Source organism: Pantoea trifolii (assembly GCF_024506435.1).
GTDB lineage: Bacteria > Pseudomonadota > Gammaproteobacteria > Enterobacterales > Enterobacteriaceae > Pantoea > Pantoea trifolii.
In genome coordinates this window covers 1,020,390-1,041,014 of record NZ_JANIET010000001.1, presented here as the reverse complement: position 1 = coordinate 1,041,014, position 20,625 = coordinate 1,020,390, and the positions used below count along the sequence as shown (strand labels likewise).

The 20,625-nt window shown below is 57.6% G+C and carries 20 protein-coding genes; 6 read left to right on the top strand and 14 right to left on the bottom strand.

Annotated elements, in window-relative coordinates:
• The first annotated feature begins 147 nt into the window (after positions 1 to 147).
• Both sbcD and NQH49_RS04705 read left to right on the top strand, forming a co-directional pair.
• Complete coding sequence (gene sbcD, locus NQH49_RS04710; RefSeq protein WP_256695768.1) at positions 148 to 1,353, top strand: exonuclease subunit SbcD; 1,206 nt, start codon at positions 148 to 150, stop codon at positions 1,351 to 1,353.
• The gene (locus NQH49_RS04705) at positions 1,350 to 5,027 is read left to right on the top strand and encodes an SbcC/MukB-like Walker B domain-containing protein (protein ID WP_256695766.1); all 3,678 of its coding nucleotides are present in this window, start codon (positions 1,350 to 1,352) and stop codon (positions 5,025 to 5,027) included. Before sbcD ends, NQH49_RS04705 begins: the two co-directional genes overlap by 4 nt.
• 52 nt (positions 5,028 to 5,079) lie before the next feature.
• On the opposite strand, the gene NQH49_RS04700 is transcribed toward NQH49_RS04705, so the two are convergent.
• Genes NQH49_RS04700 through NQH49_RS04690 form a run of 3 tightly spaced genes read right to left on the bottom strand, consistent with a single transcriptional unit; the run spans position 5,080 to position 6,778 of the window.
• Entirely contained in the window at positions 5,080 to 5,733 is a 654-nt protein-coding gene (locus NQH49_RS04700; RefSeq protein WP_256695764.1) for a DUF799 domain-containing protein, read from the bottom strand.
• The gene (locus tag NQH49_RS04695) at positions 5,730 to 6,089 is read right to left on the bottom strand and encodes a DUF4810 domain-containing protein (RefSeq protein ID WP_256695763.1); all 360 of its coding nucleotides are present in this window, start codon (positions 6,087 to 6,089) and stop codon (positions 5,730 to 5,732) included. The genes NQH49_RS04700 and NQH49_RS04695 overlap by 4 nt, the downstream gene beginning before the upstream one ends.
• Positions 6,090 to 6,100: 11 nt before the next feature.
• Entirely contained in the window at positions 6,101 to 6,778 is a 678-nt protein-coding gene (locus NQH49_RS04690; RefSeq protein WP_256695762.1) for a CsgG/HfaB family protein, read from the bottom strand.
• A gap of 154 nt (positions 6,779 to 6,932) precedes the next feature.
• On the opposite strand from NQH49_RS04690, the gene NQH49_RS04685 reads away from it, so the two are divergent.
• A complete protein-coding gene (locus NQH49_RS04685; RefSeq protein ID WP_256695761.1) occupies positions 6,933 to 7,352 on the top strand; it encodes a cell envelope integrity TolA family protein in 420 nt (139 codons plus the stop codon).
• Here NQH49_RS04685 and qhpR read toward each other — a convergent pair.
• Entirely contained in the window at positions 7,282 to 8,373 is a 1,092-nt protein-coding gene (qhpR, locus tag NQH49_RS04680; protein WP_256695759.1) for an AraC-like transcriptional regulator QhpR, read from the bottom strand. The two genes, NQH49_RS04685 and qhpR, sit on opposite strands and share 71 nt — an antisense overlap.
• Positions 8,374 to 8,524: 151 nt before the next feature.
• Positions 8,525 to 9,529 (bottom strand): phosphotransferase enzyme family protein, encoded by a 1,005-nt coding sequence (locus NQH49_RS04675; RefSeq protein ID WP_256695757.1) that lies wholly within the window; start codon positions 9,527 to 9,529, stop codon positions 8,525 to 8,527.
• A gap of 259 nt (positions 9,530 to 9,788) precedes the next feature.
• Between NQH49_RS04675 and eat the strand changes: the two genes are divergently transcribed.
• On the top strand, positions 9,789 to 11,153 hold the full coding sequence (gene eat, locus NQH49_RS04670; RefSeq protein WP_061717487.1) for an ethanolamine permease: 1,365 nt from the start codon (positions 9,789 to 9,791) through the stop codon (positions 11,151 to 11,153).
• 195 nt (positions 11,154 to 11,348) lie between these two features.
• On the opposite strand, the gene mak is transcribed toward eat, so the two are convergent.
• A complete protein-coding gene (mak, locus tag NQH49_RS04665; protein WP_110867766.1) occupies positions 11,349 to 12,260 on the bottom strand; it encodes a fructokinase in 912 nt (303 codons plus the stop codon).
• A gap of 145 nt (positions 12,261 to 12,405) precedes the next feature.
• Here mak and rdgC point away from each other — a divergent pair, with 145 nt between their 5' ends.
• A complete protein-coding gene (gene rdgC / locus NQH49_RS04660) occupies positions 12,406 to 13,317 on the top strand; it encodes a recombination-associated protein RdgC (protein ID WP_008106069.1) in 912 nt (303 codons plus the stop codon).
• Positions 13,318 to 13,470: 153 nt separating this feature from the next.
• On the opposite strand, the gene ppnP is transcribed toward rdgC, so the two are convergent.
• From ppnP to aroL, 7 genes are all read right to left on the bottom strand, one after another.
• Positions 13,471 to 13,755, bottom strand: a complete 285-nt coding sequence (ppnP, locus tag NQH49_RS04655; RefSeq protein ID WP_008106067.1) for a pyrimidine/purine nucleoside phosphorylase — start codon at positions 13,753 to 13,755, stop codon at positions 13,471 to 13,473.
• A 104-nt stretch (positions 13,756 to 13,859) separates the two neighbouring features.
• Entirely contained in the window at positions 13,860 to 14,537 is a 678-nt protein-coding gene (locus NQH49_RS04650; RefSeq protein WP_256698377.1) for an AroM family protein, read from the bottom strand.
• A 2-nt stretch (positions 14,538 to 14,539) separates the two neighbouring features.
• Entirely contained in the window at positions 14,540 to 15,472 is a 933-nt protein-coding gene (locus NQH49_RS04645; RefSeq protein WP_256695755.1) for a DUF1177 domain-containing protein, read from the bottom strand.
• 15 nt (positions 15,473 to 15,487) lie between these two features.
• The gene (locus tag NQH49_RS04640) at positions 15,488 to 17,047 is read right to left on the bottom strand and encodes an OPT/YSL family transporter (RefSeq protein WP_256695754.1); all 1,560 of its coding nucleotides are present in this window, start codon (positions 17,045 to 17,047) and stop codon (positions 15,488 to 15,490) included.
• Positions 17,048 to 17,236: 189 nt separating this feature from the next.
• Positions 17,237 to 17,989, bottom strand: coding sequence for an IclR family transcriptional regulator (locus tag NQH49_RS04635; protein WP_256695753.1), 753 nt, complete (start codon positions 17,987 to 17,989; stop codon positions 17,237 to 17,239).
• A 380-nt stretch (positions 17,990 to 18,369) separates the two neighbouring features.
• Positions 18,370 to 18,561: a YaiA family protein gene (locus tag NQH49_RS04630; RefSeq protein WP_008106056.1), complete on the bottom strand. Its 192-nt coding sequence runs from the start codon at positions 18,559 to 18,561 to the stop codon at positions 18,370 to 18,372.
• 108 nt (positions 18,562 to 18,669) lie between these two features.
• The gene (aroL, locus tag NQH49_RS04625) at positions 18,670 to 19,194 is read right to left on the bottom strand and encodes a shikimate kinase AroL (RefSeq protein WP_256695752.1); all 525 of its coding nucleotides are present in this window, start codon (positions 19,192 to 19,194) and stop codon (positions 18,670 to 18,672) included.
• A 283-nt stretch (positions 19,195 to 19,477) separates the two neighbouring features.
• Between aroL and NQH49_RS04620 the strand changes: the two genes are divergently transcribed.
• On the top strand, positions 19,478 to 20,170 hold the full coding sequence (locus NQH49_RS04620) for a DUF2076 domain-containing protein (protein WP_179451729.1): 693 nt from the start codon (positions 19,478 to 19,480) through the stop codon (positions 20,168 to 20,170).
• Here the strand turns inward: NQH49_RS04620 and NQH49_RS04615 are convergent, their stop codons facing one another.
• On the bottom strand, positions 20,171 to 20,614 hold the full coding sequence (locus NQH49_RS04615; RefSeq protein ID WP_008106050.1) for a YaiI/YqxD family protein: 444 nt from the start codon (positions 20,612 to 20,614) through the stop codon (positions 20,171 to 20,173).
• Between the last annotated feature and the right edge of the window lie 11 nt (positions 20,615 to 20,625).

Genomic DNA, 20,625 nt, shown 5'->3' with positions numbered 1-20,625 from the left:
ATGCGTCAGTTTTGTGACACTTTTATGAAAAAGCCGCCCTAAGATAGATAGATAAAAAACAGAAATGTCACAATAAAAATCTGCTTTTTTTCTTTGTGATCTTAAGTGGTTATAATTCGCCTTCGCTAAACAGAGCACGGAGCAAACATGCGCATCATTCACACCGCTGACTGGCATCTCGGTCAGTTCTTTTACAGCAAAAGTCGCGCGCGGGAACATCAGGCGTTTCTCGACTGGCTGCTGGATCAGATTGTGCAGCATCAGGTGGATGCGCTGATTATCGCGGGTGATCTGTTTGATACCGGTTCGCCGCCGAGCTACGCGCGTGAAATGTTTAACCGTTTTGTGGTGGCGCTGCAGCCAAGCGGCTGTCAATTGGTGGTGCTGGCGGGCAATCACGATTCGGTGGCGACGCTGAATGAATCACGCGAGCTGCTGGCCTGCCTGAATACGCAGGTGATCACCAGCGCCACGCCGCAGGGAGAACAACAGGTGTTAACCCTGAAGCAGCGCGATGGCGTGTCGGGTGCGCTGCTGTGCGCCATTCCTTTTCTGCGTCCGCGTGACATTCTGCGCAGCCAGGCTGGCCAATCCGGTCGCGAAAAACAGATCTCGCTGCTGGAGGCGATCGAGCAGCATTATCAGCGCTGTTTCGCCGCCGCGCAGTCAATGAGCAGTACGCTGCCGATTATCGCCACCGGCCATCTCACCACCGTTGGCGTCACTAAAAGCGATTCGGTGCGCGACATCTATATCGGCACGCTGGATGCCTTCCCGGCGCAGGCGTTTCCGCCAGCGGATTACATCGCGCTCGGTCACATCCATCGCGCCCAGCGCATCGCCAACAGCGAACATATTCGTTACAGCGGCTCACCAATTCCGCTCAGTTTTGATGAGCTTGGTCGCGAGAAAAGCGTCTTCCTGCTGGAATTTTCCGACAAGCTTAAGGACGTGACGCCGCTGATCATTCCGCACTTCCAGCCGATGCAGATGCTGAAAGGCTCGATGGCGGAGATTGAACATCAGCTGGCGCAGTTCAGCGAGAGCACCAGCGAGCTACCGACCTGGCTGGATATTGAGATCACCACCCAGGAATACCTCAGCGATCTGCAACGTCGCATTGAAGCGCTGACCGAAAATCTGCCGGTCGAAGTGCTGCTGGTGCGCCGCAGCCGCGAACAGCGGCAGCGCAGCCTCGAACGGCTGGAGAACGAAACCCTGAGCGAATTAAAAGTGGAAGAAGTGTTTGCCCGCCGACTGGCGCAGGAAGATCAGCTGGATGCTGAGCAAGCAGAACAGTTAACGCAGCTGTTCCGCACCCAGCTTGCCGCGCTGGAGAATCCATCCGCATGAAAATTTTGACGTTACGTTTTAAGAACCTCAATGCGCTGCGCGGCGAATGGTTTATCGATTTCCGCCGTGAGCCCTTTGCCAGCAACGGATTGTTTGCCATCACCGGCGCCACCGGCGCGGGCAAAACCACCTTACTCGATGCAATTTGCCTGGCGCTCTATCACCAAACGCCGCGCCTCGGCACGCTGTCGCAAACCCAGAATGAGCTGATCACCCGCGACACCGCCGAGTGTCTGGCAGAAGTGGAGTTTGAGATCAAAGGCGAAGCCTGGCGTGCCTTCTGGAGCCAGAACCGCGCGCGCGGCCAGGCCGACGGTAAGTTGCAGGCGCCGCGTGTCGAACTGGCGCGCGTGGCGGATAATCAGATCATCGCTGATAAAGTCGGCGACAAGCTGAAAGCGATTGAAACCCTGTCGGGACTCGATTTCGCCCGTTTTACCCGCTCAATGATGTTGTCGCAAGGCCAGTTTGCCGCCTTCCTCAATGCCAAACCCGGCGAACGCGCCGAATTGCTGGAAGAGCTGACCGGCACCGAGATCTACGGACAAATCTCCGTGCAGATCTACGAACGCTGGCGTAGCGCACGCAGCGAGCTGGATACGCTGCGCGCCCGCGCCGGTGGCATGTCGCTGCTCGATGAAGCGCGCCGCGCAGAGCTGACGCAGCAGCTGGCAGAACTCGCCGTGCAGGAGAAATCGCTTAGCGAACAGCTCACGCTGGCGCAGCATCAGCAACAATGGCTGGTGCAGCAGCAACAGCTGATGCAGGAACAGCAACAGGCCGAACAGACGCTGCTTGCCGCGCAACAGGCGTGGCAGCAGGCGGATGGCGATCGTCAGCGGCTGGCGCGGGCCGAACCGGCAGAAAAACTGCGCGAGAAGCTACAGCAGCGCGAACAGCTGCAAGGCGATCTCCGCACGCTGGAACAGCAATCGCAGCAGCTGCAGGCGCAACAGCAGCAGGCCAAAACCGCGTTGCAACAGGGCGAAAGCCATTATCAGGCCGCGCAGCAGGCGCGCGAGCAGGCGTTACAGCAACAGCAGCAGCTCGAAACGCTGCTGACCGAGCAGGTTATCCCGCTCGATCAACGCATTACCACCCTCTCGCAGCAACGGGATGAACAGCAGCGGCTGCATCTGCAGCAGCAACAGGCGCTGCAAACCAGCCAAACCGCGTTGAGCCAGCAACAGCAGGTAAGTGAACGTTTACAACAGCAGCTAGTGCAGCAGCAGGAATTCCGCACCCGAGAAGCCGCCGTCGCCGATTGGGGCGCAGAACTGACGCGCTGGCAGGCGGAGATCGCCCGGCTGGATGAGCGCGAGCAGACGTTGACGCAGCTCATCGCGCAGCAGCAACAGCAGCGCAGCCAGATGGAGCAGCATCAGCAGGCGCAGGCTCAGCGTGAAAAAGCGGCGCAACCGTTGCAGCAAGCCGAAGCGCAGGCCGCGCAGCAGCGTCTGCAAGCGGAGCAAGCACTGACTTCGCTTGAGGCCGAGATCACCAGCGCCAGCCTGCGCGACGCCCTGGCGCAGCATCAAACGCAACGTGCCGCACGCCAGCAGCTCAGCCTGCTCGCCGCGCAGTGGCGCGCGCTGCAGCCGCAGCGCTTGCAGCGTCAGCAAAAACTGATGCAGCTTCAGCAGCAGCATCAGGAAGCTGAACAGGCGTTACAGGCGCTGCGCGACGAGTACAAACGGGAACATCAGGCGTTGCTCGATGTGCGCAAAATCTGCGAGCTGGAGCGCACCATCGCCCAGCTGGCCGACGAGCGCGCCAAATTGCAGCCGGATCAGCCCTGCCCGCTGTGCGGCTCGTGTCAGCATCCGGCAATCGCGCAATATCAACAGCTTGAACCCGGCGCCAATCAGCAGCGTTTAACTGAGCTGGAAACGCGCGTGGCACAGCTGAAAGAGTCCGGCACCGCCAAAGGTGAGCAGCAGAAGCTGTCGCTGCAACAGCAGCAGGCGTTGCAGCAGGAGATCGCTGATTACGACCAGCAGCTGGCGACGGTGAACACCCAATGGCAAGCGCTGAGCGGTGAGCTGGCACTTACCTGCACGCTGGAGCAACAGGACGACTTTACGCAATGGCAACAGCAGCAGGATGCACAGGAACAAACTCAGCTGCAGCAGCTCCAGACGCGGGAAAATGCCGCGCGCGCGCTGCAGCAGGCGAAGGATGCGCATCTGCAACAGCAGCAGCTGTGGCAGCAGCATCAAAATCAACAGCAGCTGGCGCTTCAGCAGATCGTTAGCACGCAGCAGACGCTGGATGAAATCAGCCAGCGTGAGACCCGCGAGCGCAGCGCCATGCAGCAACTGGCGCAGCAGCTTGAACAACAGTTAGCGCAGCATCAGCTCAGTTTGCCAGACGCGGCTGAGCGGGAAAGCTGGCTCCACAGGCTACAGCAGCGCTGGAGCGCATGGCAGGAAAATGAGCGCTTACACGGCGAGTTGCAGCCGCAGCTGGCAAAAGCCGAAAGCGAGCGCAGCAGCCTGCAGCAGAATCTGGCGCGTGAACAGCAGTGGCTGGATGAGCTGCAGCAGACGCTCAGCGCGCTGCAACAGCAGCGCCAGCAACAACAAGAACAGCGTCAGCAGCTGTTTGGCGATCGTCTCGTAGCAGAAGCTCGACAGCAGCAGCACGCCGCGCTGCAACAGTGTGAACAGGCGCTGGCGCAGCAGCTACAGCAGTGGCAGCAGGCGCAAAGCTCGCTGCACAGTCTGAATGGCCAGTGTGAGCAGATCGCGGCGCAGCAACACACTTTGCGTGAACGCGCTGCCGCAGCCGAAAGCGCCTTCCTCGCCGCGCTGCAGCAGAGTGATTTTGCCGATGAAACGGCGCTGCGTGCCGCCCTGCTGGATGAGCGCGAGGTGCATGAACTGCGCCAACAGTTACAGGTGCTCGATCAGCAGCGCCAGCAGCAACTCACCCTCAGCGAGCAGCTCACGCAGCGCTGCACCGCGCATCAGCAGCAGCGCCCGGCCGATCTCAGCGATGAAGTCGCCGCCACGATTCAGCAACAGCTGGAACAGCTGCGCGTGACGTTGCGTGACAACGCCCGTCAACAGGGCGAAGCGCAGCAGCAGTTGCACAGCGATGCACAACAGCGTTTACAGCAGCAATCGTTGCTGACGCAAATCGCTACGGATGAAGTAGAGCTGGCGCAGTTGGGCCGCCTGAACGATCTGGTAGGTTCGGCCAAAGGCGATAAATTCCGCCGCTTCGCACAAGGCCTGACACTCGATCATCTGGTGTGGCTGGCGAACCGTCAGCTCGATCGCCTGCACGGTCGCTATCTGTTGCAACGCCGCATCAGTGAAGAGCTGGAGCTGGAAGTAGTGGATACCTGGCAGGCCGACGCCACGCGCGATACGCGCACGCTGTCGGGCGGCGAGAGTTTCCTCGTCAGCCTGGCGCTGGCGTTAGCGCTGTCGGATTTGGTGAGTCATAAAACGCGCATCGAATCGCTGTTCCTCGACGAAGGCTTCGGCACGCTGGATGCCGAGACGCTGGACACCGCGCTGGATGCGCTCGACGCCCTGAACGCCAGCGGCAAAACCATAGGCGTGATCAGCCATGTGGAAGCGATGAAAGAGCGTATTCCGGTGCAGATCCGCGTCCGCAAGATGAACGGTCTGGGTTACAGCAAGCTGGAGTTGCCAGGGGAATAAATCAGGTCGCCATGAATGGCGACCCTACGATGCTTAGGCGGGCACCGGTTTTTTATCTCACTGTCGCCAACTTATAACGTGGGCCAACCAGCAAGCCGCCCTGCTCGTTCTGCGCCAGCAGACGGGCGCTGGTCACCCCGGCGATGGTGTGTGCCTTATCCGACACATTGCTGGCAATCTGCTTGATTGCCGCTGACACCAACATGCCAATAATGCCACCGTTATTGTTGTTGCCATCTTCCGCGTCGCTGGCGGTGGCAATGCCTTGCCACAGCTCTTTACCGCTGCGCAGATCTACCAGACGCGCCGTCGCCGACACTTTGGTCACGCTCTGGATCACCTGATAGCTGCTGCCGTAATCGGTCACCGAAATATACAGCGCGCTGTCGGCGTGGAAGATGTCATGCAGACGCTGCGGGCTGACAGCCTGAATTTCATGGCCATTGGTCAATCCGTTCTGCTGGAAGGTTTCATCCACTACCGCCACAGGGAACACGTAATAGCCCGCTTCCGCCAGCGGACGCGTTACCAGCGAGGTGAAGCTGTTCGCCGCATTCACATCCGGCGCGCGGTTATCCGCAGGCAGCACCAGAATCGAGGCCGGTTTGCTGGCGCGGAAGGCGCTGTAGTCGTACGGTTTTTTGTGCGCGCAGCCGGTCAACAGCAGCGCGGCGAGCACGCCTAAAGAAACAATCAGCTTTTTCACTGAGCAACTCCTTGTTTTTTCTTCATCAGAAAGTCCATGTATGGCGCAGATTCCGGGAACAACTGTTTCTCGGTGGCAAACTGGCCGAAGGCTTTATCGGTATCTCCGGTTTTGGCGTACAGCAAACCGAGCTGCGCGTGCAAGCCCGGCGCGACCGGTTTGTTGACCGATTTAGCTTTTTCAATATCCAGGTTCAGTGCTTCAATCTGTTTCTGCGGATCGCTATCTTTTTTGTAGTAGCTGTAAATCTGCTGCTGGTAATCGCCCCAGTAATAGATCGGTTCCGGCCCTTTTGGCGCACAGCCTGCCAGCATGCCCGCAGCGATCAGCGCCGCACTCAGTTGCAACATTTTCATGCTCAATATCCTTATTTCGCCGGACGCCATGCGCCGCTGTTAATGCCATCTACTAAGTGATCAACCGCTTCACGAATCGCCAGATCCATCACTTTACCGTTGAGGGTTGAGTCATAGCTGGTGGTGCCGCCGAAACCAATGATTTCACGCGCTGAAAGCTGGTATTCACCCGCACCCTGCGCGCTGTACACCACTTCTGAGGTGGTGACATCAACTACATTCAGGTTGACTTTGGCATACGCGACCTGGCTCTTACCGCGTCCCAAAATACCCCACAGCTGCTGATCGCCCACTTCTTTGCGGCCAAATTCAGTGATATCGCCGGTGATGATGTAAGTCGCACCTTTGATGTTCTGTTCGCTCTTCTTAAAGCCCGCTTCCTGCTGCAACTCTTTCAGGTTGCTGCGATCCAGCACGTTGAAGCGATTGGTCTGCTGCAGGTGGGTGACCAAAATGGTTTTCGACTGATTGCCAAGACGATCAACGCCATCAGAGAAGATGCCGTTCATGTAGGAGGAGCGGTTATCAAACTGGCCAACCGCAATCGGGCTGCGCACGCCCTGATACGCGGGCTGGCTGGCCGCACGCACCTGTGGCGCTTCAATGGCGCGTGACGATTCGGTTGCGCAGCCGCTGAGCAGCGTGACGCTTAACAAGGAGAGTGCCGCAAGGGCATATTTTTTCTGCATTTCTAATCCATGAATCAAAAGGGGATAAAGCCGCGAGGCTGCGGCAAATTCTGGTTCTGCCGACAGTCAGAGTAATGCCATAGCATTGGTTGAGTCGGTCTGTAGACTGTCGGCAGTGAGGGAAAGGATCTTTAGTGAAAATACAGGCACATTAATGAATTTAATTAATCGAATGGCGGGATTATTGGGCGGGTTAATGATTGTGGTGGCGCTTAGCGCTTGTCAGCATTCTCAGCCAAAGCAACAGGATAGCATCGTCAACCTGTGCCAGCCGCAGAGTGCGCCGGGCAGCGCATCCTGCAAATGGGCTGATGAGATGCAGCATCAGCTCAACCAGCATTTCCGCGATGCGCGGCGTTATGCCGGTCAGCAATGTCTGGTGCGGCTCGAGTGGCAAAACAGCGGGCGCTACGCGGTGACGCAGACGCAAGGCGACGAAACGCTGTGCCTGCGCGCCTGGCAGTTGATTGGTCAAAGCAAAGATTTACCGCCGCCGCCAGAGATTAACCAGCCAGCGTGGTTCGGTTTTGCCCCGGCGACGCCGAGCCATCCTGGCGCCACTGGCGCGGGCTGATGCCAAACCAGCGGCGGAAGGCGCGGGAAAAGGCGCTGACTTCGGAGTAACCGAGCAGCAGCGCCATCTCTGAAATCGGCAGCTGCTTCTGTTGCAGATAGTGCGTTGCCATCTCGCAGCGCACCTTGTCCACCAGCGCGGTGAAACTGATGCCCTCTTCGCGCAGCCGCCGTTGCAGCGACCAGCTCGACAAGCCCATTTTTTCGGCAATCTCTTCCAGCACCGGTTCGCCCTGCATCAGCGACAAATTCACCTGCGATCGCGCCTGTTCCACCACGCTTTGCTGGCTGGCAGAACTGTTCAGGCGGCGAATGGCATCCTGCATCACCATCAGCAGCATCGGATCCTGCTCCGGCATACTGCGCAGCAGATCGCGTTTCGGGATCAACAACGAGTTGAAGGGTTGATCAAACCACACCGGCGCATCGAACACTTTGCAGTGCTCGTGCCACTGCTCCGGGCGCGGATGTTCGAAGTGCACTTCGCGCGGCGCCCAGTTTTTGCCGGCGACGTGACGGATCAAGTTGAGGAACATGCCGAGCGTTAGCTCCGCATCCTGACGTCGTGACAGGATCGCGCCGTGGCGCACCTGATAATCGAGCCGCCAGCACTCGCCTTTGTCCACCAGCCGCGTCAGCGTGTCGTGCTGATGCCATGGAAAGGCATTCACCACGTTGTGCAGCGCCTGCTCCAGCGTCGGCGAACAGAGGCCGATATACCCAATCAAGCCTAATGACTGCGGTTTGAACTGCTTGCCGTAATGCAAACCGAAGTTATCAAAACCGGAATGACGCGCCGCTTCTTCCATCACGCGGCAGTAGTTCACCAAACCCAGGCTCAGCGTGGGGCTCGCCAGCAGTTCGGAGTTAATGCCGCTGATGCCAAAGATGCGATCGACATCGCCGCCTTTGTCAGTGATAAACCCGCTCAGTCCGGTGGCGGCCGCTGCCAACACGCCGCGGTTGCTGGCGCTGACGGACAAAGCGCTGAAGGCTTCAGTGGGTGTGATGAGTGATTGCATCGGAACCTCTGCGTGTGGCGCATGTGAAACAGGTGGAGGATTCCAGCAATTTTCGTACCAGGCGAGTGATTTGCGGATTTCGTCGTAGGGTCGCCATTCATGGCGACCTCAATTGCGCCGCAACAGCGCAAAGCTGCTCACTGCTGGTGCATCAGACGCCGACCGGCAGCTGATTGGTTTCCAGATAACGTCGGCAGAGACGCACCGAGTGATCGGCCCAGCGCGGCCCGAGACTCAGCGCCATTTCCGTTTCCGCGTGCGATCCCATCCACGCGGTCATCTGAATGCGACGCTGGATCAGCAGCGTTGGCACCAGCGCCATCTCTTCATCGCTGATGTGCGCCACTTTTTCGTAACCGAGGATCCAGTTATCCACCCATTCGGCGGCGCGCGGATGATGCTCAACGAAACTGATCGCCGCCGCCAGATCGTGCAGATACCAGCCGAGCCCGCAGTCATCAAAATCGATCACCCGCGTTTCGCCTTTATGCAGCAGCAGATTGGTCAGACGCAGATCGGCGTGGATCAAACCATAACGATCCGCCCCTTTGCCGAAGCCTTGTAGCTCTTGCCCGACGCGCGCCACTGCTTCGGCGACGATGCCGTGATCGGCCGGATTGAGGTTCGGCGCATCCTGCCAGCGTCCCCAATGGCTTTGATCGCTGACCATGGTGTGGTGATCCCAGATAATGCGCTGGAAACCTGCCGGTTTCTGCCAGCTGCGGCTGTGCTGATGCAGACGCGCGGTGATGTGACCAAGCTGCTGAAAAGCTTTGGGATCGACATCGGTGGTGGGCATGTCACCCTCGATCCAGTGGAACAGTACCGCATAACGCTCTGCGCCATTTGTCATCGGCAGCGTCAGCACGGTTGCGCCATCGCTGGCCGGGATCGCCTGCGGCACCATGATGCCGATGTCGCGCAGCGCATCCAGCCACAGCAGCTCGCTCTGAATGTCCGCTTTGCTGTGATAGTGAGGACGATGCAGACGCAGCGCGTAGCGTTTGCCCGCCGCCTGCAACAGGAAGGTGGCATTTTCCGAGCGGCACAGCAGCTTCAGTTCGCCGCGCAGTGCCGCGGGATAACTGGCCAACGCCTGATGCGCCAGCAGGGTGATTTCAGCATCGGTTAAGGTATCGGATTGTTCGGCACTCATTCATCAATCTCCAGCATCAAGCAAGTGGTATCAGCATGGGATGACGTCGTCCTGACTGCTTGACCGCAGACAACCCAAAGTTGACCGCAGCGTGCATCTGGCACTTTTCTTGCCTCAGAGTTGACCGTGGAGGACAAAACTCACTGCGCCCGCGTCAAGTTTTCCCGCGCCAGCCAGCGGCATTATCACTTCACTGTAGCGCAAAGATAAAAAAGCGCGGTGAAGCTGCCGCACCAACAATGACGACGGGGAAAAGACGATGACGAATAAGCTCAAACCCACGCTGGGCACCCTGCATTTGTGGGGCATTGCAGTTGGACTGGTGATTTCTGGTGAATATTTTGGCTGGAGTTACGGATGGGGCGTGGCGGGCACGCTGGGATTTCTCATCACCACCGCGATGATCGCTACCATGTATACCTGTTTTATTTTCAGCTTCACCGAACTGACCACCGCGATTCCGCATGCCGGCGGCCCATTTGCCTACAGCCGCCGCGCGTTCGGTGAAACCGGCGGCTTGATCGCGGGCCTCGCCACGCTGATTGAGTTCGTATTCGCACCGCCGGCGATTGCCATGGCGATTGGCGCTTACCTCAACGTGCAATATCCCGATCTCAATCCGAAAACCGCCGCAGTCGGCGCCTATATCGTCTTCATGACGCTGAACATTCTCGGCGTTAAATTGGCGGCGATGTTCGAATTGGTGGTCACGGTGCTGGCGGTTCTGGAGCTGCTGGTGTTTATGGGCGTGGTGTCGCCAGGCTTCAGCATCGCCAACTTTGCCGCGAACGGCTGGGCGGGCAGCGATCACTTCGGCATGCCGGCGATGTCGGGTATCTTCGCCGCGATTCCGTTCGCCATTTGGTTCTTCCTGGCGATTGAGGGCGCGGCGATGGCGGCCGAAGAGGCCAAAGATCCGAAGCGCACCATTCCCAAAGCCTACATCACCGGTATTCTGACGCTGGTGGTGCTAGCGATTGGCGTGATGCTGCTGGCCGGTGGCGCTGGCGACTGGCGCAAGCTGTCGGACATCAACGATCCGCTGCCGCAGGCAATGAAGATGATTGTTGGTGAAAACTCCAACTGGATGCACATGCTGGTGTGGATTGGTCTGTTTGGGCTGATTGCCAGCTTCCACGGTATTATTCTTGGCTATTCGCGCCAGTTCTTTGCCCTCGCCCGCGCCGGATATCTGCCACAGAGTTTGGCCAAGCTGTCGCGCTTCCAGACGCCGCACCGCGCGATTATCGCCGGGGGTTTGATTGGTATCGCTGCCATCTACAGCGATGGCTTTATCAATCTGCAAGGCATGACGCTGACCGCCGCGATGATCACCATGGCGGTGTTTGGTGCGATTGTGATGTATCTGATGAGTATGCTGAGCCTGTTTAAACTGCGCCGCACTGCGCCAGAGATGGAACGCAGCTTCCGTGCGCCGGGCTATCCGATTGTACCCGGCATTGCGCTGGTGCTGTCGCTGGTGTGTCTGGTGGCGATGCTGTGGTTTAACCCGGTGATTGGCGGCCTGTTTGTGGCGATTATGGCGGTGGGATATGTCTACTTCCTGGCGACCAAAGCCCAGCGCGATAACGCACCGCAGGATTCGATGTTAGTGGGTGAGTAAGTGGGTTAGTGCTGGCTGTCCCCCATCCCGGCCTTCCCCCGCAAGCGGGGGAAGGAGACGCTGCCACATGCAGCCTCCAAACTCACATATAGCAGCATCTTCCTCCCCCATTTATGGGGGAGGACCGAGGAGGGGGACAGCAGGCACAAACCGAGGAGGGGGAAAGCGAGCACATACAGAGGTGCGTAAAAGAAACTACCCTTTCAACGGCCACAACCACGCTGCCCCGCGCACGCCGCTCGAATCTCCGTGCACCGCCTTCAGCACCGGCGTTTCACATTCGCGGCCAAACACCCACTGCTTCATCAGCGCCGGCACGGTTTGATACAGGCGATCGTTATTACTCATGCCGCCGCCCAGCACAATCACATCGGGATCCAGCAGATTCACCACCTGCGCCAGCGATTTCGCCAGACGCATTTCGTAGCGATTCATCGCCAATTCCGCCACCGGATCCTGCTGCTCAATCAGCTTGATGATCTCCGCACCTTTCAGCGCTTTACCACTCAGACGCTGATAATCGATAGCGAAACCGGTGCCCGACACAAAGGTCTCAATGCAGCCCTGCAAGCCACAATAACAGGGCACTTCGGCGCGATGGCGCAGTTCATCTTCGTCCATCCACGGCAGCGGATTGTGGCCCCACTCACCGGCATTGCCGTTACCACCAATGCGCGACTCACCGCCAATCGCTACGCCCGCGCCCGACCCGGTGCCAATTATCACCGCAAACACCAGCGGCTGACCCGCGCCCGCGCCATCTACCGCTTCGGAAACCGCCAGACAATTCGCGTCATTGGCAATGCGCACGTCACGATTCAGCGCCTGCGCTAAATCCTTATCCAGCGGCTGACCGTTCAGCCAGGTGGAGTTGGCGTTTTTCACCCGCTGTGTATAGGGCGAAATCGTGCCGGGGATGCCGATGCCTACCGTGCCCTGCTGGCCGGTTTTCTCCTCCGCCAGCAGCACTAAATCGACAATCGCCTGAACCGTGGCAGCGTAGTCGTCACGCGGCGTGTTAACGCGATGACGGAACAGCTCCTGACCCTGATCAGACAGTGCAATCACTTCAATTTTGGTCCCGCCTAAATCAATCCCGATGCGCACGATTTATTCCTCATTATTCGTTCTGGTGACAAATACAGTAGAAGGCTGAATCGGGAAAGGCAATGAAACCCATCCGATGTTTCGCTATCATGCGCGCTGACTTTGAGACTTGTGCGCCCGATCGCACCCACGGTAAGGAATCCCGATGTTGTGGTTTAAAAATATGATGGTTTATCGTCTGAATCGTGACATTCCGCTGTCCGCAGACGATCTGGAAAAGCAGCTCGACGCCTTCACCTTCTCGCCGTGCGGTAGCCAGGATATGGCGAAAACCGGCTGGGTTTCACCGATGGGCAACCGCAGCGAAGCGCTGACGCATGAAATCAACGGTCAGATGGTGATTTGCGCGCGCACCGAGCAGAAAATTCTGCCGTCGCCGGTGGTGAAGCAGGCGCTGGAAGCCAAAATCGACAAGCTGGAAGCGGAACAGAGCCGCAAGCTGAAGAAGACTGAGAAAGACTCGCTGAAAGATGAAGTGCTGCACAGCTTGCTGCCACGCGCGTTTAGCCGTTTCAGCCAGACGTATATGTGGATCGACACCGTTAACAACCTGATCATCGTCGATTGCGCCAGCGCTAAGAAAGCTGAAGATACGCTGGCGCTGCTGCGTAAAAGCCTCGGTTCGCTGCCGGTGGTACCGCTGACGCTGGAAAATCCCATCGAGCTGACGCTGACCGAATGGGTGCGCTCTGGTGAGCTGCCAGCCGGTTTTGCCTTGATGGATGAAGCCGAACTGAAAGCGATGCTGGAAGATGGCGGCGTGATCCGCTGTAAGAAGCAGGACCTGATTTCTGACGAGATCGCCACGCACATTGAAGCCGGTAAAGTGGTCACCAAACTGGCGCTCGACTGGCAGGAACGCATTCAGTTCGTCATCGCCGATGATGCTTCAGTGAAGCGTTTGAAGTTTAGCGACACGCTGCGTGAGCAGAATGATGACATTGACCGCGATGATTTCGCCCAGCGTTTCGATGCCGATTTCATTCTGATGACCAGCGAATTGGCTGCGTTGATCAGCAATTTAGTAGAAGCGTTAGGCGGCGAAGCGAAGCGTTAATCCCCCTCGAACCTGGTCGTCATGAATGGCGACCCTACGACAGACCTGCGCGGATTTTCGTAGGGTGCGCATTCATGCGCACCTATTACTCAGCAATAAAAAAACCTGCGCTTCACAGAGAGTCGCAGGTTTAAGATGTTCTACAGGTTGAGTTTAGAGGTAGCGGCACAGATAAGACGAAGGCTCGGCCACCTGCAGATGGAATTCGCTCTGGCCTGGCACGCTGAACACGGCGCCAGCTTCGTACCATTTCCACTCGGTTTCACCCGGCAGCAGCACTTTCAGCGCGCCGCTTACTACCGTCATCTCTTCCGGTTGGTTGGTGCCGAAGGTGTATTCACCTTCCGCCATCACGCCAACGCTGGCACGGCCAATGGTCACGCTGTCGAAACCAATGGATTTCACTTTTCCGTCGAAATACTCACTTGTATTGAGCATATTACTTCCTCACAGCACATTATCGTGACTGGCAGATTACTAAGGAACTCGCTGATCTGTCACGCGAATTAGCGCCACAGATCGCAACTTGTGATCTCTCCGCATTAGACGATCAATTCTGCCGCCAGCTTGGCGACCAGCACGTTCGACAGCAGCACCGGAATGCCCAGCATTTTCTGCAGGAAATCACGGTGCTTCTGGTGATAGCCGATGCAATCCAGTACCACCACATCCGCGCCCTGCTCCTGCAGCGACAATCCCGCTTCCACCAAATCGGCCTGCTCCGCCAGATAGGGACTGGCGACGGCAAAGCACGGCGGCGTATCCAGATTGCGCCACTTGTTGGCCTGCTCGGCAATCTGTTCTGCTACCGGCACCACAATGCCGACTTTGTGTTGTTGCACAATCGCCTTAACCAGCGGCGGGATGATGCGATCCGGCTCCAGCAGCAAGGCGGATTGCGTTTTCAGCGCGCCAAACTCACCGGTGCACAGCAGCAGAATGGTGTCGTAGCCCTGCTCTTCCAGCGCGTTGATCTTACGTTGCAGTCCCTGCTCCACTTTTGGTCCCGACAGGCGCACCTGCTCGCCGCTGATCATGCGCGACACCAGCACCGTTTCGCCCGGCGCGGGCGCATACTGCTGCTCGACGTCGGTCAGCGTCAAACCGTCGAGTAAACCGGCATGCGCCACCTGATCGGCAGGCAGATGTTCCAGCAGCAACGGCAAAATGTCGCTGCGCGGTGATTGACCAATCGTCAGTGTGACCAGGGAGATAGTCATCATCAGGCTTTCCGGTTGCGCAGATGGCTGAGACTACCATACAAAGAGAGCAGCAGAGCGTACTCTTGCGCGTCGTAGAAGTGACAGGTTTCACGCCCGAACTCTTTCGCCACTTCCACCGCAAACTTCACCGCTAAGGCGATATCCACTTCGTGGCTCGCGCCGGTGCCGCAGCCCGGCACCACCGATTCGGCGCAGATCGCCACGCCGACCACCGGCACATCCGTCGCGGTGGAAGGCTGCAAAATACTGTTGAGGTGATAAACCCCGTTGCCGTATGGCGTGATGTCCTGCGTGGTGATCGGGAAGGTGACCGCCGGTTTGCCGCTGGTCATCTCCATGATGCGCAGCAGATCTTCTGACACGCGCAGGATGTAACCCTCTTTCACCGTCGGCGACATCGCGTAGCCTTTGTGATTGAGAATGCGGTTACCTTTGGTGGTATCGATCGACAGAATCGCATCGACGCCCGGAATCACTTCGTTGTCATTCATGGTGATGTCGTCGCACGGCGAATCCATGAAATCGACCGGTTCGTGCGGACGGGTTGGCGCATCCGGGCAGATGTGGGTCGTGATGATCACATCACCGGCCAGCACGTCGCCTTTGGTTTGCATCTGCGCCAGCTTCAGCGCACTGCTCACCGCCGCGACTGCGCCATCGGCGTCTGACACCATCCCAATACGCGTTGGACGCGCACCGATACCGCCGAGACGCCCAATGATGCCCAGCGTTGGTGCGTTGCCGCCGTTGCTTTTGCCCTGCGCGCCGGGTATGTCGATGCGGACGAAATCGGTCCGCCCTTTGGGCCCGCTGACGCGTTTCGTGCTGGCGGTGACGCCCGGATAGCCCGCGAACAGATCAACCACCTGTTGGCCATCAATGTAGGCGCTATCGAGTAACTCAAAGACCTGCAGTGTCTGCTGTAAACTCATAATAAATTCCCTGGATTATTTTTTAGTGCCGCTGGCAAAAAGTGAATGGAAGAAGCTGTAGAGCGCGTCGCCCGCGATAAATCCAGCGGCCATCACCTCCATCGGTGAACGTCCACGCTCGCCCCACACGCGCAGGATGATGATACGCAGCGCGATACCCACCATCACCGCCCAACCCGCAGCGGCGTTGTTGATCAATAAACCGGTCGCCAGCAGCACGCCAAGCTGACGCTTCGGTCCGCCGATCAACTGAATGATGGCGCCCGGAATCGCCCACATCAGCAGATTTCCAGCGATACCCGGCTCGGCGCCGGCCTGAATGGTTTTGGCATAGACGCGCGCCACCGGCGGCAACAGATTCTCGGCAAAGAAAATCGTATGCGCGTACCACACCACGGGAATACAGATCACAAAGGCGATCATCGCGGCGATCAGCTGAATGCGGCGACCCCACAGCTCTTGCTGCACATCAGCACCGTTGCCGCGCAGGATAAAACCCGCTTTCAGGTCATAACCCATATCGGCAAACGCCGGACCGGTGGCGGCGGTAAAGCCGCACAGCAGGCACAACGCCAGCGGCGGGAAGCCGAGCAGAATGCCGAGAATCAGGGTGATCAGTGCCACCGCAAAGGCCGGGAACCAACCGGAGTGCATCGCGGCGATACCAACAATCAGTTCATGCACGAAAGCAGCAAAGGCGGCGTAGAGGATAAACAGCACCAGCATCGGCAGGCCCATCTGGCTCCACAAGCCGCCCGCCAGCGCCAGCAGCGTAGAGATAACGATGTAACCGACGCTGCCGAAACCCAGCGACCGTTTCACTTCGCTGTCGCTACGGCTGACGTTGACCTGATCATTGCGGCGGCTGCGAATCACCTGCACCACCTGAATCAACGCCACCAAACCGGCACCGACCATCACGCCGTGCGGAATATAGAGCGCGTTGATATCGATGCCAGCAACCGGTTGCGCGTAAGCACGCAGCAGGAAACCAATACCGAGCATGCTCAGCGCCCAGATATTGCCGATAAACGCGGTACCAAATGCCGACATGGGGATCTTCAGCATCGAACCGACGATGCCGCCAACAATGCCCACCACCAGCAACCATGCCTGACGACCGCCTTTATCACCGGCTTTGATCGCTTCGGCTGCTGCCACACCCGGCGGCCAGGCATTGCTGGCCGGGAAGACGCGCGTATCAAACAGGCGATAGAGTAAATAAGCATCGAGCAGCATCGCCGCGCTGACGCCGACAAACAGCGGCAGCACCAGCTGCGGCTCGCCCAGCGCCCACGGCACCGCGATGGGCATCAACAGGCTGTTGGCGGCACCAAAGGTGGCAGAAGAGATGGCGGTTTGCGCAAGGTTTTGGACTTCAATGGAGCGATAGCGACGAAACCATTGCAGTGGAATACGCGCCAGCAACATGGCAAACAGCGCGCCGATAATAGAGGTATTGGGTGTTACCCCAATAGTGGTAATAAGCTGAACCCCAATGATGGCGCCTGCAACGGACAGCAGAACCAGCATTAAGGCAACGCCAACACTTTTTATTGGATTATTTTGACGCATAAGATCCCCGTATTTTCACCCTGTAGAAAACGCGTTAATTCGCAGCGCCCGACACGCGGGACATCAACGTTTTTATATTAATCGTTCCCTGATTATTGAAATAAGCAGGTCCGAAGACCTGCTATTTCCCTGGTGTGGCGCGAATAAACGCCTTCAAAACTTAAAATAGGGTTTCCTGTTCAGACAGGATTATGCGCCGTACTTTTCGGCCATCAGTGCAGCCGTTGCGCGTAGTTCGCTGAGCAGCATCTCCGGATAACCGGGCGCCGCTTCTTGCGATAAAAACGAGAGACAAAGCGCGGCACTTTCACCGCGATGTTTATTGGTTACCGCAACCGCTAACGAGCTGATGCCTGGCAGCGTCTCATTGCGCGCCAGTGCCCAGCCTTGCTGGCGAATCACAGCTAACTCCTGGCATAAGGCATCCACGCTCAGCGGCGAATTCATCGACGCAGCCTGCCAGTTGCTGGCAAAACGATCGCGGACTTCTTCATCACTGAGCTGCGCCAGCAGCACGCGTCCGGTCGAGGTGCCGGTTAATGAAACGCGCGTGCCCGGCGGCGTCACCAGTTGGGTGAAGAAACGGCCGTGATACATGCGCATCACCAGCACTTCGTCACCATCCAGCACCGAGATATAGCCCATGCAGCCGCTGCTGGCCGCCAGACGTGCCATCGGCGCCGACGCGCTATCCACCAGCGGTGTCGACAGATAGTGACCTGCCACCGACAGCAGCACACGACCAATCTGGAAGCAGCGGCTCTCAGCGTCACGCTCAAGTAAGCCTTCACTTTCCATGGTTGCCAGCAGGCGCGATACCGTACTTTTCGGCAACCCCAACGCATCCACCACCTCGGTAAAGGTTAAGCCGGGATGGCCCTGCGTCACGCCAAATCGCTGAAACAGCTTCAGTACGGCGGAGGCATTTTCGAGTGTGGTCATGGTGTCGGTTTCACTATATGGAACTGAGTTCCTCTATCAATAACCAGAAAATAAAGCGCTACGCTTTTGCGGTCAAGCGCAAATTTTAAGTCGGACGTTTCTGAGGAAATTTAAGGCAGAATTAAATACGGCGTGAAGTGGGAAATAAATGACGTAATCAGGTGAGTTAAATATTCAGCAGGAAAGTGTGTAACTTTTTTGGAATATTGCAGTTTTTCGGCGGAGATTCTTTACCCTAAATAGTTCAAGTCCCCTCATGGGGCCTACTCTTGGTGCAGGAAGGCGGCAAATGTGTGAATCCCCAGGAGCTTACTTAGGTAAGTGACTGGGGTGAACACATGCAGCCAACGCACCTGCAGCTTGGAATATGAAGGGTAAAGTTAATCTTTACCGGCGTCCTCATAGCGCTCTTTGGCATCTTGCGCTTCGGCTTCGGTTTTGTGTTCGCTAATTAACGTATCGGGTTTGGGATGGTCAGCACGCAATTCATACCAGGTGACGGTTTGATCCGCCGAACCTTTTTCAACGGCGACAATACGCGCGACGCGCGGATAGGGTGGTTTAGTTGGCATAGTTTTCCCTCTTCTATCAGTTGTCCACAGACAGCGGTGATCCTCTGCCTAACGCTAAGTATAGACAACTGAGGATCGCTGCAAAAAAACAGAGAGAAATCTGAGTATTTAGCTGGCGCGCGCCAGAGAGAGCGATTGCAGAATGTGCTCAACCACGCGATCGGGCGATTGCATCGCGTTGACTTCATGATGCGCGGTTTGACGATACAGATGGGCACGCTCACGCAGGATATCGCCCATCTCTTCGGCAATCGGGCGGCCGGTTAATGTAGGACGCTGCGCTGCTTCCGGCTGATGTTCCAGACGATCGGCCAGCACTTCCGAGGGCGCATTCAGCCAAATCACCTGACCGTGTTCGCGCATAAAGCGACAATTCACTTCAGCCAGCACCATGCCGCCGCCAGTGGCGATGACCGTATTCGGCGCGGTGACCGCACGCAGCGATTCCGTTTCGCGGGCGCGGAAACTATCCCACCCTTCAGACGCCACAATCTCTGCCACGCTGCGTTGCGTAGTGAGTTGCAGATAGTGATCGGTATCGTTAAAGGCATAGCCCAGCGCTTGCGACAGCGCCTTGCCAACAGTGGTTTTACCGCAACCGCGTGCGCCGATCAGATAGATGGGTAATGACATCCGGGCTCATCCTCCGCCGTAATGTGCCGCGCGGGCAACGTCATCAGGTCAATAATGCGTCGCATAATACCTGGATTTTATTTTATCAGCCACCCGCGAGGCACGATTTACGCGTATTTCAGTCACATCTTAAGCTAGCCGTTTGAAAATCCAGCGAAAAACAATGCATGAATCGTGCATCGGGCCAAATGTAACAGCGGCCAACATTTCCTTACCAGGCCGCTGATTTACTTTCTTGAGTCGCGCCCTCATATATGAGGCATACCTTAAAGGAGGGTTCCCCATGCAAAGCGAAGAACAACAACTGATTGAAAACCTGTTCAGCCGCCTGAAACAGGCTGAGACGCAAAGCGGCCCGCGTGATGCTGGCGCAGAGCAGTTAATCAAACAGCATTTACAGAATCAGCCCGGCGCGCCTTATTACATGTCGCAGGCGATCCTGATTCAGGAAGCGGCGTTGAAGAAGCTCAATGCGCAGGTTACGGATCTGGAAAATCGGCTGGCGCAGGCGCAGCAGCAACAGGCACCGCAGCAGAGCAGCGGCGGTTTTCTCTCCAGCCTGTTTGGCGGCGGATCGCGCCCGGCAGCGCAACAGCAACCAGCGTGGGGGAATCCACCGCCGCAGCCGCAACAGCAGTATGCGCCACCACCACAGCAGCAATATGCCGCACCGGCGGCACGCGGCACTGGCTTCCTCGGCGGCGCGTTGCAAACGGCCGTTGGCGTGGCGGGCGGCGTGGTGATGGCGGATATGCTGACCAGCATGTTCCACCATTCACAGCCGGAAGAGATCGTTAACATCATCAACGAACCGGCGTTGCCGCAGGTGGATAACAGCCTCGATACCTTTAACGGCAACGACAGCAACAACGCGTTCCTCAACAACGATAATTCGGGTTGGGATAACAACGTTGCGGATAACAATGATTTCGGCGATTTTGGCGGCGACTACGATGACGATGACAGCTTCGTCTGATTAGCGCTGACGTAACCACTTATCGAGTTCGTTAGCAAACAGTTGGCGGTCGCGTTGGCTTAAGGTCGATGGTCCGCCACTCTGAATTCCGCTGGCGCGCATCGTCTCCATAAAGTCACGCATGGTTAAGCGCTGACGAATGGTATCTGTCGAATAACGTTCTCCGCGCGGATTCAACGCCGCTGCGCCCTTCTCCAGTACTTCCGCCGCCAGCGGAATATCGCCGGTGATCACCAACTCGCCGGGCTGCACCCGTTTCACAATCTCGTTATCCGCCACGTCGAACCCCGCTGCGACCTGCAGCGTTTTCAGCCACGGCGACGGCGGCACGCGCAGCGGCTGGTTGGCGACAAAGGTAACGGTAACTTTGGTGCGCTCGGCCGCGCGGTACAGCACTTCTTTGATGACATTGGGACAGGCATCCGCATCAACCCAAATCGACATGATGAATCCTT

Coding starts and splice junctions, on each gene's coding strand:
- rdgC (WP_008106069.1), top strand. CDS start 12,406: ATGTTGTGGTTTAAAAATATGATGGTTTATCGTCTGAATCGTGACATT.
- NQH49_RS04695 (WP_256695763.1), bottom strand. CDS start 6,089: ATGAAAATGTTGCAACTGAGTGCGGCGCTGATCGCTGCGGGCATGCTG.
- ppnP (WP_008106067.1), bottom strand. CDS start 13,755: ATGCTCAATACAAGTGAGTATTTCGACGGAAAAGTGAAATCCATTGGT.
- NQH49_RS04690 (WP_256695762.1), bottom strand. CDS start 6,778: ATGCAGAAAAAATATGCCCTTGCGGCACTCTCCTTGTTAAGCGTCACG.
- NQH49_RS04640 (WP_256695754.1), bottom strand. CDS start 17,047: ATGCGTCAAAATAATCCAATAAAAAGTGTTGGCGTTGCCTTAATGCTG.
- aroL (WP_256695752.1), bottom strand. CDS start 19,194: ATGTCATTACCCATCTATCTGATCGGCGCACGCGGTTGCGGTAAAACC.
- NQH49_RS04650 (WP_256698377.1), bottom strand. CDS start 14,537: ATGACTATCTCCCTGGTCACACTGACGATTGGTCAATCACCGCGCAGC.
- NQH49_RS04675 (WP_256695757.1), bottom strand. CDS start 9,529: ATGAGTGCCGAACAATCCGATACCTTAACCGATGCTGAAATCACCCTG.
- NQH49_RS04615 (WP_008106050.1), bottom strand. CDS start 20,614: ATGTCGATTTGGGTTGATGCGGATGCCTGTCCCAATGTCATCAAAGAA.
- qhpR (WP_256695759.1), bottom strand. CDS start 8,373: ATGCAATCACTCATCACACCCACTGAAGCCTTCAGCGCTTTGTCCGTC.
- NQH49_RS04620 (WP_179451729.1), top strand. CDS start 19,478: ATGCAAAGCGAAGAACAACAACTGATTGAAAACCTGTTCAGCCGCCTG.
- eat (WP_061717487.1), top strand. CDS start 9,789: ATGACGAATAAGCTCAAACCCACGCTGGGCACCCTGCATTTGTGGGGC.
- sbcD (WP_256695768.1), top strand. CDS start 148: ATGCGCATCATTCACACCGCTGACTGGCATCTCGGTCAGTTCTTTTAC.
- NQH49_RS04635 (WP_256695753.1), bottom strand. CDS start 17,989: ATGACCACACTCGAAAATGCCTCCGCCGTACTGAAGCTGTTTCAGCGA.
- NQH49_RS04630 (WP_008106056.1), bottom strand. CDS start 18,561: ATGCCAACTAAACCACCCTATCCGCGCGTCGCGCGTATTGTCGCCGTT.
- NQH49_RS04685 (WP_256695761.1), top strand. CDS start 6,933: ATGAATTTAATTAATCGAATGGCGGGATTATTGGGCGGGTTAATGATT.
- NQH49_RS04705 (WP_256695766.1), top strand. CDS start 1,350: ATGAAAATTTTGACGTTACGTTTTAAGAACCTCAATGCGCTGCGCGGC.
- NQH49_RS04645 (WP_256695755.1), bottom strand. CDS start 15,472: ATGAGTTTACAGCAGACACTGCAGGTCTTTGAGTTACTCGATAGCGCC.